The sequence below is a fragment of the Pseudomonas cyclaminis genome, from assembly GCF_015163715.1.
Taxonomy (GTDB): domain Bacteria; phylum Pseudomonadota; class Gammaproteobacteria; order Pseudomonadales; family Pseudomonadaceae; genus Aquipseudomonas; species Aquipseudomonas cyclaminis.
The window spans coordinates 20,546-37,415 of sequence record NZ_JADDUM010000112.1; the positions used below are offsets into that span (position 1 = coordinate 20,546).

General features: G+C 59.8%; 13 protein-coding genes, 1 tRNA gene and 1 pseudogene. 12 read left to right on the forward strand and 3 right to left on the reverse strand.

What is annotated here, in order from left to right:
• Window positions 1-367: 367 nt before the first annotated feature.
• From mgtA to IQK56_RS15420, 5 genes and pseudogenes are all read left to right on the forward strand, one after another.
• Window positions 368-3,073 (forward strand): magnesium-translocating P-type ATPase, encoded by a 2,706-nt coding sequence (gene mgtA / locus IQK56_RS15400; protein WP_193863891.1) that lies wholly within the window; start codon window positions 368-370, stop codon window positions 3,071-3,073.
• 16 nt (window positions 3,074-3,089) lie between these two features.
• Window positions 3,090-3,806 (forward strand): MgtC/SapB family protein, encoded by a 717-nt coding sequence (locus tag IQK56_RS15405; RefSeq protein ID WP_122306853.1) that lies wholly within the window; start codon window positions 3,090-3,092, stop codon window positions 3,804-3,806.
• A gap of 281 nt (window positions 3,807-4,087) precedes the next feature.
• On the forward strand, window positions 4,088-4,717 hold the full coding sequence (locus IQK56_RS15410) for a response regulator transcription factor (RefSeq protein ID WP_122306854.1): 630 nt from the start codon (window positions 4,088-4,090) through the stop codon (window positions 4,715-4,717).
• Between the two features lies 1 nt (window position 4,718).
• Window positions 4,719-8,335 (forward strand): annotated as a pseudogene (locus IQK56_RS15415) (transporter substrate-binding domain-containing protein).
• 134 nt (window positions 8,336-8,469) lie between these two features.
• Window positions 8,470-8,892, forward strand: a complete 423-nt coding sequence (locus IQK56_RS15420; protein WP_122306856.1) for an ANTAR domain-containing protein — start codon at window positions 8,470-8,472, stop codon at window positions 8,890-8,892.
• On the opposite strand, the gene dkgB is transcribed toward IQK56_RS15420, so the two are convergent.
• Window positions 8,889-9,707, reverse strand: coding sequence for a 2,5-didehydrogluconate reductase DkgB (gene dkgB, locus IQK56_RS15425; RefSeq protein WP_193863890.1), 819 nt, complete (start codon window positions 9,705-9,707; stop codon window positions 8,889-8,891). The genes IQK56_RS15420 and dkgB overlap by 4 nt on opposite strands.
• 171 nt (window positions 9,708-9,878) lie before the next feature.
• Window positions 9,879-10,943, reverse strand: a complete 1,065-nt coding sequence (locus IQK56_RS15430; RefSeq protein ID WP_122306858.1) for a 3-deoxy-7-phosphoheptulonate synthase — start codon at window positions 10,941-10,943, stop codon at window positions 9,879-9,881.
• A 622-nt stretch (window positions 10,944-11,565) separates the two neighbouring features.
• On the opposite strand from IQK56_RS15430, the gene IQK56_RS15435 reads away from it, so the two are divergent.
• Entirely contained in the window at window positions 11,566-12,315 is a 750-nt protein-coding gene (locus tag IQK56_RS15435) for a carbon-nitrogen hydrolase family protein (RefSeq protein WP_193863889.1), read from the forward strand.
• A complete protein-coding gene (locus IQK56_RS15440) occupies window positions 12,316-12,741 on the forward strand; it encodes a GNAT family N-acetyltransferase (protein ID WP_122306860.1) in 426 nt (141 codons plus the stop codon). It abuts the gene before it with no gap.
• A 35-nt stretch (window positions 12,742-12,776) separates the two neighbouring features.
• Here the strand turns inward: IQK56_RS15440 and IQK56_RS15445 are convergent, their stop codons facing one another.
• Window positions 12,777-13,016: a DNA-binding protein gene (locus tag IQK56_RS15445; protein ID WP_034097254.1), complete on the reverse strand. Its 240-nt coding sequence runs from the start codon at window positions 13,014-13,016 to the stop codon at window positions 12,777-12,779.
• An 82-nt stretch (window positions 13,017-13,098) separates the two neighbouring features.
• Between IQK56_RS15445 and IQK56_RS15450 the strand changes: the two genes are divergently transcribed.
• From IQK56_RS15450 to IQK56_RS15470, 5 genes are all read left to right on the forward strand, one after another.
• Complete coding sequence (locus IQK56_RS15450; protein ID WP_099585068.1) at window positions 13,099-13,464, forward strand: helix-turn-helix domain-containing protein; 366 nt, start codon at window positions 13,099-13,101, stop codon at window positions 13,462-13,464.
• Between the two features lie 151 nt (window positions 13,465-13,615).
• Window positions 13,616-14,257, forward strand: a complete 642-nt coding sequence (gacA, locus tag IQK56_RS15455; protein WP_099585067.1) for a response regulator transcription factor GacA — start codon at window positions 13,616-13,618, stop codon at window positions 14,255-14,257.
• Window position 14,258: 1 nt separating this feature from the next.
• Window positions 14,259-16,082 carry an excinuclease ABC subunit UvrC gene (gene uvrC, locus IQK56_RS15460; RefSeq protein WP_122306863.1) on the forward strand — a complete coding sequence of 608 codons (1,824 nt, stop codon included), beginning with the start codon at window positions 14,259-14,261 and terminating at the stop codon, window positions 16,080-16,082.
• 32 nt (window positions 16,083-16,114) lie between these two features.
• Window positions 16,115-16,675: a CDP-diacylglycerol--glycerol-3-phosphate 3-phosphatidyltransferase gene (gene pgsA, locus IQK56_RS15465; RefSeq protein WP_088423414.1), complete on the forward strand. Its 561-nt coding sequence runs from the start codon at window positions 16,115-16,117 to the stop codon at window positions 16,673-16,675.
• A 60-nt stretch (window positions 16,676-16,735) separates the two neighbouring features.
• A tRNA-Gly gene (locus IQK56_RS15470) sits at window positions 16,736-16,811 on the forward strand.
• The last annotated feature ends 59 nt before the right edge of the window (window positions 16,812-16,870 follow it).

The window sequence follows — 16,870 nt, forward strand, 5'->3', positions numbered from 1 at the left end:
TCTCCTGAAATCGGGGCGTAAGCTTCGCGCGTTTTCATCAATAGCGGAGACCCTCAGTGGGTACTTGTTCGAGTGACAGTAGTCGGCCGGTTTCGGTAACCGGCACAGGCTTGGCAAGGTAACGCGCATTTATCCGATGCCGTTGTCTCGCCATCAAAGCGAGAAGCGGCATCAAGGCAGCGGCCAGTCCTGGCCCTGTCCCGATCCTCTTTCATCGACGCTGACCAGCACCTGAGTAACCTCGGGATGCTACGGACGTGCCTGCCTTTTTCGGCGGGCGGGCCAAGCCGGCTGTGCCTGTCCGACAGGCACGGTGCGGATGGGCAGTACCTGCACGACGGTTTTTTCCTCGCGCAGGAGTAACACCATGAACCTCACTCTGTTGAAAGAGTTCTTCGCCGGCTTCCTGCGGACCCGGCACATTGCCCGGCACTTCCGTCGCCTGGCCATGCTCGAAACCGTCACCGACGCCAGCGTCAGCCGCGAAGTGCCGCCGACCCTGGCGCAAACCCTGGTAGTCGCGGCCAACAGCAGCACCGTGCAATTGCTCGGTACGTTGGTCAGCCATGCCGAAGGTTTGAATTCCCAGGAAGCCGATGCGCTGCGTGCGCAATACGGCCTCAATGAAGTCGAGCACGAGCAGCCGTTGCCGTGGTGGGTGCACCTGTGGCACTGCTACAAAAACCCGTTCAACCTGCTGCTGACCTTGCTCGCGGTGATCTCCTGGCTGACCGAAGACATGAAGGCTGCCACGGTGATTTTCTCCATGGTGGTGCTCTCGACGCTGCTGCGCTTCTGGCAGGAGGCCAAGTCGAACAAGGCCGCCGACGCCTTGAAAGCCATGGTCAGCAACACTGCCACGGTGCTGCGTCGCGATGCTGCCAAGCGCATCGAGTTGCCGATCAAGCAGTTGGTGCCCGGCGACCTGATCGTGCTGTCGGCTGGCGATATGATCCCCGCCGATTGCCGCGTGCTCAGTGCCAAGGACCTGTTCGTAAGCCAGGCGGCGATGACCGGTGAATCAATGCCGGTGGAGAAATTTGCCCAGCAGCAGGACGCCCACACCCGCAACCCCCTGGACCTGGACAACATCCTGTTCATGGGCACCAACGTGGTGTCCGGTGCGGCGACGGCGGTGATCCTGACCACCGGCAACAGCACGTATTTCGGTGCGTTGGCGCAACGCGTGACGGCCACTGACCGTGCCACCACTTCGTTCCAGCATGGCGTGAATAAAGTCAGCTGGTTGCTGATCCGCTTCATGTTTGTGATGGCGCCGCTGGTGCTGTTCATCAACGGCTTCACCAAGGGCGACTGGACCGAAGCGCTGCTGTTTGCGCTGTCGATTGCCGTGGGCCTGACCCCGGAAATGCTGCCGATGATCGTTACGTCCACCCTGGCCAAGGGCGCGGTGTTTTTGTCGCGCAAGAAGGTCATCGTCAAGCGTCTGGACGCGATCCAGAACTTCGGCGCCATGGACGTGCTGTGCACCGACAAGACCGGCACCCTGACCCAGGACAGGATTTTTCTGGCACGCCATGTGGACGTGTGGGGCGAAGAATCCGACGACGTATTGGAAATGGCCTACCTCAACAGCTACTACCAGACCGGCCTGAAAAACCTGCTGGACGTGGCGGTGCTGGAGCATGTGGAAGTGCATCGCGAGCTGAAAGTCGGCACCGCCTTCCACAAGGTCGATGAGATTCCATTCGACTTCAATCGCCGCCGCATGTCGGTGGTCGTGGCCGAGCAGGGCTTGCCACATCTGCTGATCTGCAAGGGCGCCGTGGAAGAGATCCTCTCGGTGTGCAACAGCGTGCGCCACGGCGACACCAACGAAGCGCTCACCGACGAGTTGCTGGCGCGTATTCGCCAAGTGACCGCCGCGTTCAATGAGGAAGGCCTGCGTGTGGTGGCCGTGGCCGCGCAACCGATGGCGCCGGGGCGCGACACCTACAGCCTGGCGGATGAAAACAACCTGACATTGATCGGCTACGTGGCCTTCCTCGACCCGCCCAAGGAAAGCACCGCGCCTGCACTGAAAGCCCTGAAGGCCCATGGCGTTGCGGTCAAAGTGCTGACCGGTGATAACGAACTGGTTACGGCCAAGATCTGCCGCGAAGTGGGCCTGGAGCAACAGGGCCTGTTGATGGGTAACGACGTCGAGGACATGACCGACGCCGAGTTGGCCAAGGCCGTGGAGGTCACCAATGTGTTCGCCAAACTCACGCCCAGCCACAAGGAGCGCATCGTGCGCCTGCTCAAGGCCAACGGGCATGTGGTGGGCTTTATGGGCGACGGCATCAATGACGCGCCGGCGCTGCGCACGGCGGACATCGGCATTTCGGTGGACAGCGCGGTGGACATCGCCAAGGAAGCGGCCGACATCATCCTGCTGGAAAAGAGCCTGATGATCCTGGAAGAGGGCGTGCTGGAAGGCCGTCGCACCTTCGCCAACATGCTCAAGTACATCAAGATGACCGCCAGTTCCAACTTCGGCAATGTGTTCTCGGTGTTGGTGGCGAGTGCGTTTATCCCGTTTCTGCCGATGTTGCCGATGCACCTGCTGGTGCAGAACCTGCTGTATGACATTTCCCAGATCGCAATCCCGTTCGACAACGTCGATGACGAGATGCTGGCCAAGCCACAGCGCTGGCAGCCGGGGGATGTGGGGCGCTTCATGCTGTTTTTCGGGCCGATCAGTTCAATCTTTGACATCACCACGTTCGCACTCATGTGGTACGTATTCGATGCCAACACGCCAGACCATCAGACGCTGTTCCAGTCGGGCTGGTTTGTGGTGGGGCTGCTGACCCAGACGCTGATCGTGCACATGATCCGCACCCCGAAAATCCCGTTCCTGCAAAGCCGTGCGGCGATGCCGTTGATGGTGATGACGGGCGTGATCATGGCGGTGGGGATTTTCCTGCCGATGGGGCCGCTGGCGCACTACTTCAAACTGCAGGCGCTGCCGTCGCTGTACTTTGTGTTCTTGCCGTTGATTCTGCTGGCGTACATGGCGCTGACCCAGGCGGTGAAGGGCTACTACATCCGTAAATTTGGCTGGCAATGAGCAGGGACGATTTCCTATGCAAGCAATCAACAACATCAACCTCGATTCCCTGATCGACACCCTGGTCAGCCTCACCGCTGCGTTTATCCTCGGCGGCCTGATCGGCTTCGAGCGCCAGTACCGCCAACGCACGGCAGGCCTGCGTACCAATGTGCTGGTGGCGGTGGGGGCGGCGATATTTGTCGACATGGCCAACCGCCTCGGTGGCGCGGAAGGCGCGGTGCGGGTGGTCGCGTATGTGGTATCGGGCATTGGCTTTCTCGGCGCCGGCGTAATCATGCGCGAAGAAGGCAATGTGCGTGGGCTCAACACCGCCGCCACGCTGTGGGCGTCGGCGGCGGTAGGGGCCTGCGCCGGTGCCGATCTGGTGCTTGAAGCGTTGCTGGGCACGCTGTTTGTGCTGGCGGCCAATACCTTGTTGCGGCCCATCGTCAATAACATCAACCGCCAGCCGCTGGATGTGGTGTCCGCGGAGGTCACCAACATCCTCTATGTGATCGCCCGGCGCACCCAGCAAACCGCGGTATTGGCGCTGTTGGAAGCCGAATTGGCACGCTGCAATTACCCGGCCAGCGATGTCGATGTGCGCCCGTTCGGTACCGAAGAGGTGGAAATCGAAGCCACATTGGCGGTGACCTCTGTGGACGGTGACGAACTGGACGCCCTGGTCGCACGGATTTGCAGGTCGAGCCTGGTGGTGCAGGCCTTCTGGAGCCCGAGTACGACCGAGTAGTTCTGGATACCTGGTTTTGCGTTATTGAGGAAAAGTCCTACGAGTAATCGGGAGCATCCCTTCATTTGGAATAACCCACGGTTGATAAGGTTGCGCGCTTGCGTCTGCTCAGGAATCAAGGCGTCGCTCTACACGTAGTGACTATATTTTTCAAAGGAGGGGCCTGTTCTGCCTGAAGTGTCGTACAGAGTAATCAGTACCGTTTGTCGGAACTGTTACTTTTCACAGGTAGTTGGGTCTCGCGTGATATGTAAGCGTACTGATCTTCTCCGGGGAGTCTTATGAGCAACAAAGCTTTAATTGTGGACGATCACCCTTTTATACGCGCCACCGTCAGGTACCTGTTGAAGCAGGAAGGCTTCGATAGCATCTACGAGGCGGGTAACGGTGCCGACGCCATGCAGATCGCGCGCGAAGCACGTCCGGACCTGGTCATTCTCGACCTGGCGATGCCTAAACTCGGCGGGCTGGAGGTGATCAGCCGGATCAAGGCGCTTGAGTTGCCCTGCAAAATCCTGGTGCTGACCTCGTACCTGGCGGTGTTTTTTTCCACCCGTTGTATGCGCGCTGGGGCGATGGGGTTTGTCGCCAAGACCGGCGAGCTCGATGAGTTGCAAAAGGCGATCAGGGCGATCAGATCCGGCTACAGCTGCTTTCCCAGCCTGCCCACCAGCTCGGTGCGGCGCGACGACTTGCAATCCACTGAGCAGGAACTGGTGGAGGCGTTATCTGACCGCGAGTTGACCGTGCTGCAAAAGCTGGCGCTGGGCCTGGGTAACAAGGAAATCGCCGAGGACATGCTGTTGAGCCACAAGACTATCAGTACCTACAAGACGCGCCTCAAGGAGAAATTGCGGATGTCATCGGTGGTGCACCTGTCCAAGTTCGCTCAGCGCAATCATCTGATCTGAAATGATCGCCACCCGTCTGTCGAGGTACGTGGCCATACTGCTGGTGGGGCTGGTGCCCTGTGGGGCGATGGCCCTGGATGAGCCGCACAACCTGCGGCTGCTGGGCCACTCCACCCTTGAAGGGCCGCCGGTGGTGCTGGACGAAGCCGATTGGTATTGGCTGCGCACCCTGCGCACGTTGTCGATGGGGGTGTCGGCGCCCGACTACGCGCCCTTTGATCTGAGTAACAACAACGATGAGCTGGAGGGCATTACCGCCGACTATGCAGCGCTGATCGCCCAGGCGTTGAACATCACCATTGAGGTGCGGCGTTACGACACTCGCGACGAGGTGATCGAGGCCCTCAAGACCGGCGCCGTGGATTTTGTGGGGTCGGCCAATGGGTATGAGGCGGCCGACCTGAGTTGGTGCTGTCCCGTTCTTACGCCAATGACCAACCTGCACTGGTAGCGCGTGCGGGGGAAAGCCACACGCTTACGGCCGATCTTGCAGGCAAGCGCGTGGCGATGCTCTACCACTACATGCCGCCCGACGCCGTCCAGGCCTTCTACCCCCAGGCGCAGTTGCTTTTGTTTGCCTCGACCTTCGAAGCCATCGGGGCCGTCGCGTTCGGCCAGGCGGATGTCTACCTGGGCGATGCCATCAGTGCCCGCTACCTGATCAACAAGAACCACCTCAATAACGTGCGCATGGCGGACTTTTCTGCGTTGGAAGTCAATCCTTTCGGATTTGCCTTCGCCAAAGATAATCGGCGCCTGTTGAACATCGTCAACGTCGCGCTGGCCGCTGTCCCGGCCAGCCAGCAGATGGAAGTCCTGCGCCGTTGGAGTGCCGGTGGCAGCGGCTTCCTGGAGGCCGATCAGTTGCGCTTGAGCGAAAGTGAACGGCGCTGGCTGGAGAAACACCCACGGGTGAAAGTGGCGGTTCCCGAAAAATTCGTGCCGTTGTCTTTTTTCAACGAGCAAGAGCAATTCGAAGGGTTGAGCGCTGAGGTGCTGACGCGCATCAGCTTGCGCACGGGCTTGAAGTTTGATGTGGAGCGCGGCAGTTCACTGCCCAAGCTGATTGAGCAGGCAAGTTCAGGTCGCGTAGACATGCTGGCGGTCGTCACCCCGAGCGTCGAGCGGTCCGAGAAAATTCGCTTTACCCGGCCGTACCTGTCCAATCCCTATGTGTTGGTCGTACGGGCCGACGACGAGCATCTGGTTACCCTGGAAGACATGCCCGGCAAGCGCCTGGCGGTTATTCGCGGTACCAGCCTGATTGCGCAGATCGCCCGGGACTACCCCGGCATTGAGTATGTTGACGTCGAGAGTCCTGAACAGGCCATGGAGTTGGTGGCCAAGGGCAGTGTCCAGGCGACAGCCATTTCGCTGATCAGTGCGCGCTACATGATCGCGCGCCATTACCGTGAGCGCCTGCGCATCACCAGTACCGTCGGTAGGGAGCCTGCGCGTTTTACCCTTGGGGTCAGTCGCAGCCAATTAGAGTTGTACTCGATCCTCGACAAGGCGTTGCTGAGTATTTCCCCGGAAGAGATGGACGAACTGACCAATCACTGGCGCAGTGAAATCATCCTCGAAGACAGCTACTGGATACGCCATCGCAATGTGATTATCCAAGGGTTTGGCCTGGCCGCCTTGCTGTTGTTGGTCACCCTGGGCTGGGTGTTCTATCTGCGCAATCTGATTCGCAAGCGCGCTCAGGCCGAGCGCGCCTTGAGCGACCAGATGCGGTTCATGGGTGTGCTGATCGATGGCACGCCGCACCCGATTTATGTGCGCGACCGCCAGGGTCGCTTGATGGCCTGCAATAATGCCTATCTCGATGTGTTTGGTTTCAAACTGGAAGACGTCATCGGTAAGACCGTGGTGGAAATCGACACGGGTAACCCGCCCCAGGCCCAGTCGTTCCATGCTGATTACTTGCGCTTGATGGCGGAGGGCGAGCCGCAGATCCATGACCGCGTGCTCAAGTTACCTGCCGGTGGTGTGCTGACCATTTACCAGTGGATGCTCCCGTACCGTGATAGCCATGGCAGTGTCGTGGGCATGATTGCCGGCTGGGTGGATGTCAGCGAGCGCCAGCGGTTGTTGGGCGAACTGCAGGAGGCCAAGGAGGAGGCTGACGCCGCCAACCGCGCCAAGACCACCTTCCTGGCGACCATGAGTCACGAGATCCGTACGCCTATGAATGCGGTGATCGGCATGATCGAGTTGGCCCTGAAAAACGCCGAACACGGCAGGGCCGACCGCGATGCGCTGGAGGTTGCGTCGGTGGCATCCCGGAGCATGCTGGAGTTGATCGGCGATATTCTCGATATTGCGCGGATCGAATCCGGCCACCTGTCCCTGAGCCTGGAGCCGGCCAACCTGCATGAACTGCTGGCCTCTGTGGCGCGGGTATTCGAAGGGTTGGCGCGGGACAAAGGCCTGGTGCTGCAGGTGGAGCTTGACCCGTTGATCGACAGGGTGGTGTTGGTCGACCCGCTGCGCTTGAAGCAAGTGGTGTCCAATGTGCTGGGGAACGCGATCAAGTTCACCAACGCCGGCCAAGTGCGCCTGGGCGCCCAGTGTGCACCGGTAGTGGCTGGCGACCCGTTGAACCTGCGCTTGTGGGTCGAGGACTCAGGCATAGGTATCAGCGCCGAAGATCAGCAGCGTTTGTTCAACCCCTTTATCCAGGGCAACAACAACGGGCAGTCGGCGCGCAGCGGTTCGGGCCTGGGGTTAGTGATCAGCCGGGACCTGTGCGAGATGATGGGCGGTCAACTGCACTTGACCAGTGTGCTGGGCAAGGGCACACGGGTTGACGTGGCCGTGGCACTGACCACCACCACGCAGGCATCGGCCAGGGCAGAGACTGCCAAACTTCCACCGGCTGGCGTGTTGAATATCCTGGTGGTGGATGACTATCCGGCCAACCGCCTGCTGCTGGCACGGCAACTGAGTTTTCTGGGGCATCGCATCAACACGGCCGAGGATGGTATCCAGGGGTTTGCACTGTGGCAGGCCGGGCGGTTTGATGGCGTGATCACCGATTGCAATATGCCTTTGAAGGACGGTTATGCGCTGGCACGTGATATTCGCGCCCATGAGCGCGACCATGGGTTGAAACCGTGCCTGTTACTGGGGTTTACCGCCAATGCCCAGCCGCAGGAGGCCGAACGTTGCCGGCAAGCAGGTATGGATGGTTGCCTGTTCAAGCCTACCGGGCTTGACGACCTGAGATTGGCCTTGGCATCACGTACCGCCGAAACCGTAGCGGATGAAGGCTCACCGGTATTTGATTTAAGCCCGCTGCTCATACTGACGCAGGGTGATAACGCTGCCCTCGACGAGCTGCTGTTGCCGTTGCTCGACAGTCTTGCCGAGGATCGCAGGCAGTTGTCGGCGCTGAACGGCCAGGACGATATCGCCAAGCTTCATGACTTGGCTCATCGTGTCAAAGGCGGGGCTCGCCTGGTCAAGGCCCAGGCGTTGATCACTTGCTGCGAGACGTTGGAAGAGGTGTGTGAGCGGCGTGACAGCCGTGAGTTGGGCGCTGCGGTCGAGGCGTTGGACGTGGCCATCGAACAGTTGCATCACAGCCTGAGTCGGTACGGCAATCAGGCTTGACTGAGGTGGATGGCCATTCGGTTGATTTGGGAGAACTCCTACACGAAGGGGGAACATGCCTGATTTTGTCTTCGGGATATGTCTGGAAAATGGGCGACGCTCACTGACGAGCGCTGCCTGCCCAGGGGTTTGCCATGCCGAACAAAGCACTGACCATCCTGATTGCTGATGAACAACACCTGCAACGGTTGTACGTCGAGAAAATGCTCAATCAGTTGGGGTACCACCGGATCGTGCCGGTACAAACCTTCGAAGAGGTCCAGATACTGACGGCCATCCCAGCCGAGCCCTTTGACGTGCTGATCATCAACGCGGGGCTGACAACTCATGCCTGTGGGCCCCAACCCCAGGTGCGTCATGTATTGGTCTACGATCACCTGGATGTGGGGGCAGCCCCCGGCGTAACACCGGCGGTGCTGGTACGGCTGCCCGGCGTGCCGGACAACGTCAATCTTGAACACTTCATGGACATTATCGACCCACCCGAGGCCTCTGCCGGCCTGCGGGTGTTGCCCTGGCTGCGTGAATTATCACGCACACGGGTAGCGGGGGTTTAGTCCCACTTCGGCGCGATGCCCTTGGGGCTGGTCAAGCGGTGGCCGCGCTCCAGCCCGGCAATTTGCGCCATGTCGGCGGCGCTCAAGGTCAGTTGCACGGCCTTGAGGTTGCTTTGCAGGTTGGCGCGCTTGGTTGACGACGGGATGACCGCATACCCCAGCTGCATGGCCCAGGCCAGCGTCACTTGCGCCGGGGTGGCTTGATGGCGCTCGGCGATCTGCTGGATCACCGGGTCCTTGAGCACTTCACCGTAGGCCAGGGTCATGTACGAGGTGATCTGGATACCGTTGGCGGTGGCAAAATCCACGACATGCTGGTTTTGCAGGTAGGGGTGCAGTTCGATCTGGTTGGTCGCGATGTGCTCGGCGCCCACAGCCGCAATGGCCTGCTTCATCAGGTCGATGGTGAAGTTGGAAATGCCGATCTGGCGCGTGAGGCCCAGGCGTTTGGCTTCCAGCAATTGCCCCATGAATTCGGCGACGGGGACCTGGTCTTCCGGCGATGGCCAGTGGATCAGGGTCAGGTCCAGGTAGTCGGTCTTGAGCTTGCGCAGGCTTTCCTTGAGGCTTGGGATCAGTTGGCCTTCGGCAAAGTTGGCGATCCAGATCTTGCTGGTGATAAACAGCTCGTCCCGTGGGATGCCGCTGTCGGCGATGGCCTGGCCGACATCCGCTTCGTTCTCGTAGATCTGCGCGGTGTCGATGACGCGGTAGCCCAGTTCCAGGCCGGTGCTGACGGAATCGATCACCACCTGGCCTTGCAGGCGAAAGGTGCCGAGGCCGAAGGCGGGGACTTTTTGCGTAGGGATAGACATCAGTAACTCCATTAGGGCTGTAGGCAATGGAGTCAAGTATCCCCGCGTCGTTGCTTCGCAAACACAGCCGAATCCGAAAAGGACTCTTGACTGAAAATCACGAATGGCAAGCGTGTGGGGCGGGGTCTTGAGGCGCTGTACCCGCTGTAGCAGCGCCTTGAACGATCACTCTTAAGCGCGCAGGCGCTCGGCAGCCTTGCGTAACAACTGCTCGGTTGCGGCCCAGCCCAGGCAGCCGTCGGTCACGGACACACCGTATTTCATCGATGGGCTCAATGGCTGGCAGCCTTCGAACAGATGGCTTTCGAGCATCATGCCGATCAGCGAGGTGTCACCCTTCAAGCGCTGCTCCAGCACGTCGTTGAACACAGCTGGCTGACGCAGTGGGTCCTTGCTGCTGTTGGCGTGGCTGCAATCGACCATGATCCGTGGCATCACCTTGGACTTGGCGAGATCGTGTTTCACCTCGGCCACGCTCTGGGCATCGTAGTTCGGTCCCCTGTGGCCGCCGCGCAGCACCAGGTGGGTATCAGGGTTGCCTGGGGTCTGGATGATGGCCGGGTGGCCCTGGCTGTCGACGCCGAAATGGCGGTGCGGGTGGGATGCCGAGCGCATGGCGTCACACGCAATCGCGACGCCGCCGTCGGTGCCGTTCTTGAAGCCCACGGGCATGCCCAGGCCGCTGGCCATTTCGCGGTGGATCTGCGATTCCGTGGTACGTGCGCCAATTGCCACCCAACTGAGCAGGTCATCGAAGTAGCCGGCGGCCATGGGTTGCAACAGCTCGGTGGCGACCGGCAGGCCCAGGCGCAGCATTTCGCGCATCAGTTCGCGGGACAGGGTCAGGCCAGCAGCCATGTCATCGCTGCCATCCAGGTGCGGGTCGTAGGCCAGGCCTTTCCAGCCGATGGTGGTACGCGGTTTCTCGACGTAGGCGCGGATCACCAGCAACATCTGGTCGCTGACCTCAAGGGCCAGTTTCTTCAGGTTCCGGGCGTATTCCATGGCCGATTCCGGGTCATGGATCGAGCACGGGCCGACAATTACCAGCAAACGTGAATCTTCGCCATTGAGGATGGCGCGCACGGCTTGGCGATGGGCGTGGATCTGTTCGTTGAGGAACGGGCTGAGAGGGAGCTGGTGCTTGAGCTCGAGCGAACTGGGCAGGCGCTGAGTCAGGGCTTCATTGGCGCTGGTCAGGTTTGAAACAGGCAGAGCGGCGACGGAGGAGTTCATATTCAAGATTTCCTGGGCAAGCGGCGGGCTGTTCCCGCGCGCTTGGCCTACTGGGGTGTTCGACAATTGGCCGTATCGGCTACGTGTGTTGGCTTGCCACCCATTGGTGACCGATCGGAGGCGGCAGGCTGTCCCGAACGGAGCTTGCTAAATCGCCATGCAGTGCAAGTGTCGTAGCGGTAATAAGTGGCGTAGTTCATGTCGTGATTCCTTTAAGTGTTCTTGATCAAACTGAAAAGTGTGTAGGGACCTGAAAAACAAAACCCCCGGTCGGGGAGCCGACCGGGGGTTAGATTTCTCTGGTAGGCGACCCCTTGAGTAGTGGGCGCCGATTTCAGGTATCAGGCGCGCCAGTGGCTAAACCAATACCCAAAATAAGAGCTGACCAGTGCGCTCAAACCGTTCACACGGGTAGCCGACACCGAGCGCTGGGCGCTGGCAGCAGGGCAAACCTGAGTGTGGGTGAGTTGCGACATGGTGTGTCTCCAAATGATGGGGGGAGCTTACTAGAGGCACGCAGGGAGATTCAATCAGTAATTTCTATTGCGGTGGGGTACTTACGGCTATGGGGTGAGTGCCGATATGCTGGTAACACTTAGATATTGATTGCTTGGACGCGACCATGACTGCCTTCACCCTTGCTGCTGCTCAATCCATTTCCATTGCGGGCGATGTGCCGGCCAATATCGAACGACACCTGGAATTCATGCGCGCTGCGGCGCAGCAGGGTGTGCAATTGCTGGTGTTCCCCGAGCTGTCATTGACGGGCTATGAGCCGTCGCTGGCGGCTGAGTTGGCGATCGCGCCAGAGGCCCGGCTGCTGGCGCCCCTGCGTGAAATGGCACAGGAGCTGCGGCTGACAGCGGTGGTGGGAATGCCGATCCGACTGGCGCCAGAGACGGGTGTGTTGATCGGTGCGCTGGTGTTGGGCGCAGATGGCTCCCTGGCGGTCTACACCAAACAGCATCTGCATGATGGCGAAGAAGCCGCGTTTGTCCCAGGGCAGGGCGGTGCGGCCCTTGAGTTCGGGAATGACCGCGTTGCACTGGCGGTATGTGCGGACTTTTCCCACGCCGGCCATCCACGTGCTGCGGCCCAATCGGGTGCCACGGTGTATGCCGCCGGTGTGTTGATCAGTGGGGGCGGTTACGCAACGGACAGTGCGCTGCTCCAAGGCTACGCTGCTGAACATGGCCTGGTGGTGTTGATGGCCAACCATGGCGGCTCTTCGGGTGGCTGGGCCTGCGCCGGTCGCAGTGCGATCTGGGCCGCCGATGGCGATTTGCTTGCGGCTGTGCCTGGGCTGGGAGATGCACTGTTGATCGCCCGTCGCGACGGCGACGGTTGGGCTAGCCAAGTGATGGCCCTCTAAATGGTTTTTCACCTACGTGCGGCGACGGATCAGCACCTGCCCTTTGCACGAGCGCTGACCCACGAAGCCATGGCCCGCTATTACGTGCAGTACGGGCTGTGGTGGTCCAACGATGGCTTCGACACCGCCTGGGCCGGTCGGGAAAACTGGTTGATCTGCCGTGACGACGCCGTGCTGGGGTTCGTGAGCCTGAGTCGAGATAGCCGTGCGCTCTACATTCGCGAGTTGCATATGCTCGAACAATGTCGCGGGATCGGCGCCGGGACTTGGGTGTTGGGGCAGATGGCGCTCAAGGCACAGAGGCTTGGCCTCTTGCGTCTGACCGTGTTCAAAACGAATCCGGCCAAAACGCTCTATTTGCGTATGGGGTTCAATATCGTGGGTGAAGAAGACTGCTTCTGGCGCATGGAACGTGTTTGTAGCTAAACAATGCGTTGAATCCTAATAGGCGCATACTGGTCTCAGGAGTCGACTTCCTGATCGTTGTTTTGGCCATCAGCCTCAGAAAGGATAATCCCCTCTTTCATGCCCAGAAGGACCGCTACCTTATGGGCCTCTCCACGTCGTCCCTTTTTGCGCCCAGCGAGCACTTGATAGGTGGTTGCCGGATCGACGCCATGTTCTCGAGCGAACGCTTGAACTGATTTTCCTTGGTGTTCCAGCCAGGCCTTGGCTTGTGCGGCAGTACGGATTCCGGGCATAGTTCAAAACCGTTCAAGTTTGTTTAACCAAGAGATGAGTGTGTCACCTCTTGGGGTGTGCCAGATAGGATCATACATCCAAATGAGTGGAATCGGTTCGCGTTTGAGGCAAGAGAGAGAGCGACTTGGCTTGTCGCAAAAAGTATTTGGTGAAATAGGAGGCGTTGAGGCCAACGCACAAGGCAAATACGAAAGTGGAGGGCGGGCACCTAAAGCGGACTACCTGTCGCGGGTCGCCGAAAGAGGCGTGGACGTGCTGTATGTGTTGACCGGCGTGGCCACGCCGATTCAATTGGAAAACCTGAGCCAGATTGAAGAGAAGGTGCTTGGGGACTACCGCGCAATGTTCAAGGAGGACCAGGCAGCGATCCGTCGCCTGACCTCGACCCTGGCCGAGCATTCATCCGCGATGAACGGAAAAGCCAAGCCGCAGCCCCAGGATTCCTGACGCTTCGCCCAGCAAATCAAGCCACCCGCCTGCCGGCGGGTGGCTGTCGTTTAACCAAACTCCATATATATGACGCGTGCAACTAGGTCTGCGCCTTGGTTTTTTGCTAAGGTGTTCAGCAACCTATAAGACCATTTCGCGAGGTGTCTGCTTGATTAGGGTGCTAGTAGTCGATGACCATGATCTCGTTCGTACAGGCATTACACGAATGCTGGCTGACATCGATGGCCTGCAAGTAGTCGGCCAGGCTGAGTCAGGGGAGGAATCCCTGATCAAGGCCCGGGAGTTGAAACCCGATGTGGTGTTGATGGACGTCAAGATGCCTGGGATCGGCGGTCTTGGTGCAACGACCAAATTGCTGCGCAGCCATCCGGACATCAAAGTCGTGGTGGTGACCGTGTGCGAGGAAGATCCGTTTCCGACACGTCTGCTGCAGGCAGGCGCTGCGGGTTACCTCACTAAAGGGGCTGGCCTGGCGGAAATGGTCCAGGCCATTCGCCTGGTGTTTGCCGGCCAGCGCTACATCAGCCCGCAGATTGCCCAGCAATTGGCTATCAAGTCCTTCCAGCCTGTCAGCGACTCGCCATTTGATACGCTGTCAGAGCGGGAAATCCAGATTGCCTTGATGATCGTCGGTTGCCAGAAGGTCCAGACGATCTCCGACAAACTGTGCCTGTCACCCAAGACCGTCAACACCTACCGCTATCGCATTTTCGAGAAGCTCGCTATCAGCAGTGATGTTGAATTGACCCTGCTCGCGGTGCGCCACGGTATGGTGGACGCCAGCGCCTGACATGACCACACCGTTTGATCCGAGTGCCTTTCTCTCAACCTGCAGTGGCCGCCCCGGCGTGTACCGCATGTTCGACAGCGAGGCACGCCTGCTTTACGTCGGCAAAGCCAAGAACCTGAAGAACCGTCTGGCGAGCTACTTTCGCAAGAGCGGTCTCGCGCCGAAAACCGCCGCCCTGGTGGCGCGTATCGCCCAGGTCGAAACCACCATCACCGCCAATGAAACCGAGGCGCTGCTGCTTGAGCAGACCCTGATCAAGGAATGGCGGCCGCCTTACAATATCCTGCTGCGTGACGATAAATCCTACCCCTACGTGTTTTTATCCGACGGTAACTTCCCACGCCTGAGCATTCACCGTGGGGCGAAGAAGGCGAAGGGCAAGTACTTCGGGCCTTATCCCAGCGCCGGGGCGATCCGTGAAAGCCTGAGCCTGCTGCAAAAAACCTTTTTTGTGCGCCAGTGTGAAGACAGCTTCTTCAAGAACCGCACGCGGCCTTGCCTGCAATACCAGATCAAACGTTGCAAGGCGCCTTGCGTGGGCCTGGTGGAGCCGCAGGAGTACGCCGAGGATGTGCGCCATTCGGTGATGTTCCTCGAAGGACGCAGCAACGCGCTGACCGACGAGCTTTCCACGGCCATGGAGCAGGCGGCCAGTACCCTGGATTTTGAGCAGGCAGCGGAGTTGCGCGACCAGATCTCCTTGCTGCGCCGTGTCCAGGACCAGCAAAGCATGGAAGGTGGCACTGGCGATGTGGACGTGATTGCGGCCTTCGTCAACCCAGGCGGCGCCTGTGTACACCTGATCAGCGTGCGCGGCGGGCGAGTGCTGGGCAGCAAGAATTTCTTCCCGCAGACCGGCATCGACGAGGAAGTGGCCGAAGTCATGGCCGCTTTCCTGGGCCAGTACTATGTGAGCAGCCCTGAGCGCGACCTGCCGTCGGAGCTGATCGTCAATGTGGTGCACGAAGACTTCCCCACCTTGATCGAAGCGATCCATGAACTTCGCGGCCGGGAGCTGGACATCAGCCACCGTGTACGCGGCACCCGAGCGCGCTGGCAGCAACTGGCGGTGACCAACGCCGAGCAAGCCCTGAGCGCACGTCTGGCTAATCGACAGCATGTGGCCGCACGTTTCGACGCCCTGGCCGAAGTCCTTAATCTGGACGAGCCGCCACAGCGCCTGGAGTGCTACGACATCAGCCACTCCAGCGGCGAGGCCACCGTAGCCTCCTGCGTTGTGTTCGGGCCGGAAGGGCCAATCAAGTCCGACTATCGGCGCTACAACATCGAAGGCGTGACCCCCGGCGACGACTACGCCGCCATGCATCAGGCGCTCACGCGCCGCTTCAGTAAGTTGAAGGACGGGGAGGGCAAGTTGCCAGATATCCTCCTGGTCGATGGCGGCAAGGGCCAGCTGTCCATGGCCCGCGACGTGCTCAACGAGCTGGCGGTACCTGATCTGATCCTGCTGGGCGTGGCCAAGGGCGCCACGCGCAAGGCCGGTTTCGAGACGTTGTACTTGAATGATGCCGCCCATGAGTTCACTTTGAAGGGCGATTCGCCCGCGCTGCATTTGATCCAACAAATTCGCGACGAAGCCCACCGTTTCGCCATTACCGGCCACCGCGCCCGCCGCGGCAAAACCCGGCGAACCTCAACCCTGGAAGGGGTGGCAGGGGTCGGCCCGACGCGACGTCGCGACTTGCTTAAACATTTTGGTGGCTTGCAGGAGCTGTCCCGTGCCAGCATTGACGAGATAGCCAAAGCACCCGGTATCAGTAAAAAGCTCGCTGAGCTGATTTATGCGAATCTGCACAGCGAATAGAATGCCTTTCCACCTCGTAGCCAGTTGTGCCGATGAATATCCCTAATCTGATCACCGTTCTACGCGTCCTGCTTATCCCGATTTTCATTTTGCTGTTCTATTTGCCGTACGAATGGAGCTACCTGGCCTCCAGTTCAGTGTTCGCCTTTGCGGCCGCCACCGACTGGCTCGACGGCTACCTGGCCCGCCGCCTGGAACAGAGCACGCCCTTCGGCGCCTTCCTGGACCCTGTGGCCGACAAACTCATGGTGGCCGTCGCCCTGGTCCTGCTGGTGCAGGAGCACGGCAACCTGTGGCTGACCCTGCCGGCCGCCGTGATCATCGGCCGCGAGATCGTCGTCTCGGCGCTGCGCGAATGGATGGCCGAAATCGGCGCCCGCGCCCATGTCGCCGTGTCCAACATGGGCAAATGGAAAACCGCCGCGCAGATGCTCGCGCTGGTCATCCTGCTGGCCAACCCGTCTGACTTCTCCTTCTGGGTCCTTCTGGGCTACGCCTTGCTGCTCATCGCCGCCGGCTTGACCCTGTGGTCGATGCTCCAGTACCTGCGCGCCGCCTGGCCGCATCTGCGCACCGAGGTTGAAAAGAAATAAAACTTTTTTGAATCAAGAGGTTGACGGGTGCTCAGGATTCTATAGAATGCGCATCACCAAGCGGGAATAGCTCAGTTGGTAGAGCACGACCTTGCCAAGGTCGGGGTCGCGAGTTCGAGTCTCGTTTCCCGCTCCAAGTATTGATCCACAGATGTCCATAGGGCGCTGGGGATAGCGAAATAGACGCTTCGGCGT

What these genes read in the sequence shown, in the direction of transcription:
- mgtA (WP_193863891.1), top strand. Translation starts at nt 368, where the DNA reads ATGAACCTCACTCTGTTGAAAGAGTTCTTCGCCGGCTTCCTGCGGACC.
- IQK56_RS15405 (WP_122306853.1), top strand. Translation starts at nt 3,090, where the DNA reads ATGCAAGCAATCAACAACATCAACCTCGATTCCCTGATCGACACCCTG.
- IQK56_RS15410 (WP_122306854.1), top strand. Translation starts at nt 4,088, where the DNA reads ATGAGCAACAAAGCTTTAATTGTGGACGATCACCCTTTTATACGCGCC.
- IQK56_RS15420 (WP_122306856.1), top strand. Translation starts at nt 8,470, where the DNA reads ATGCCGAACAAAGCACTGACCATCCTGATTGCTGATGAACAACACCTG.
- dkgB (WP_193863890.1), bottom strand. Translation starts at nt 9,707, where the DNA reads ATGTCTATCCCTACGCAAAAAGTCCCCGCCTTCGGCCTCGGCACCTTT.
- IQK56_RS15430 (WP_122306858.1), bottom strand. Translation starts at nt 10,943, where the DNA reads ATGAACTCCTCCGTCGCCGCTCTGCCTGTTTCAAACCTGACCAGCGCC.
- IQK56_RS15435 (WP_193863889.1), top strand. Translation starts at nt 11,566, where the DNA reads ATGACTGCCTTCACCCTTGCTGCTGCTCAATCCATTTCCATTGCGGGC.
- IQK56_RS15440 (WP_122306860.1), top strand. Translation starts at nt 12,316, where the DNA reads ATGGTTTTTCACCTACGTGCGGCGACGGATCAGCACCTGCCCTTTGCA.
- IQK56_RS15445 (WP_034097254.1), bottom strand. Translation starts at nt 13,016, where the DNA reads ATGCCCGGAATCCGTACTGCCGCACAAGCCAAGGCCTGGCTGGAACAC.
- IQK56_RS15450 (WP_099585068.1), top strand. Translation starts at nt 13,099, where the DNA reads ATGAGTGGAATCGGTTCGCGTTTGAGGCAAGAGAGAGAGCGACTTGGC.
- uvrC (WP_122306863.1), top strand. Translation starts at nt 14,259, where the DNA reads ATGACCACACCGTTTGATCCGAGTGCCTTTCTCTCAACCTGCAGTGGC.
- pgsA (WP_088423414.1), top strand. Translation starts at nt 16,115, where the DNA reads ATGAATATCCCTAATCTGATCACCGTTCTACGCGTCCTGCTTATCCCG.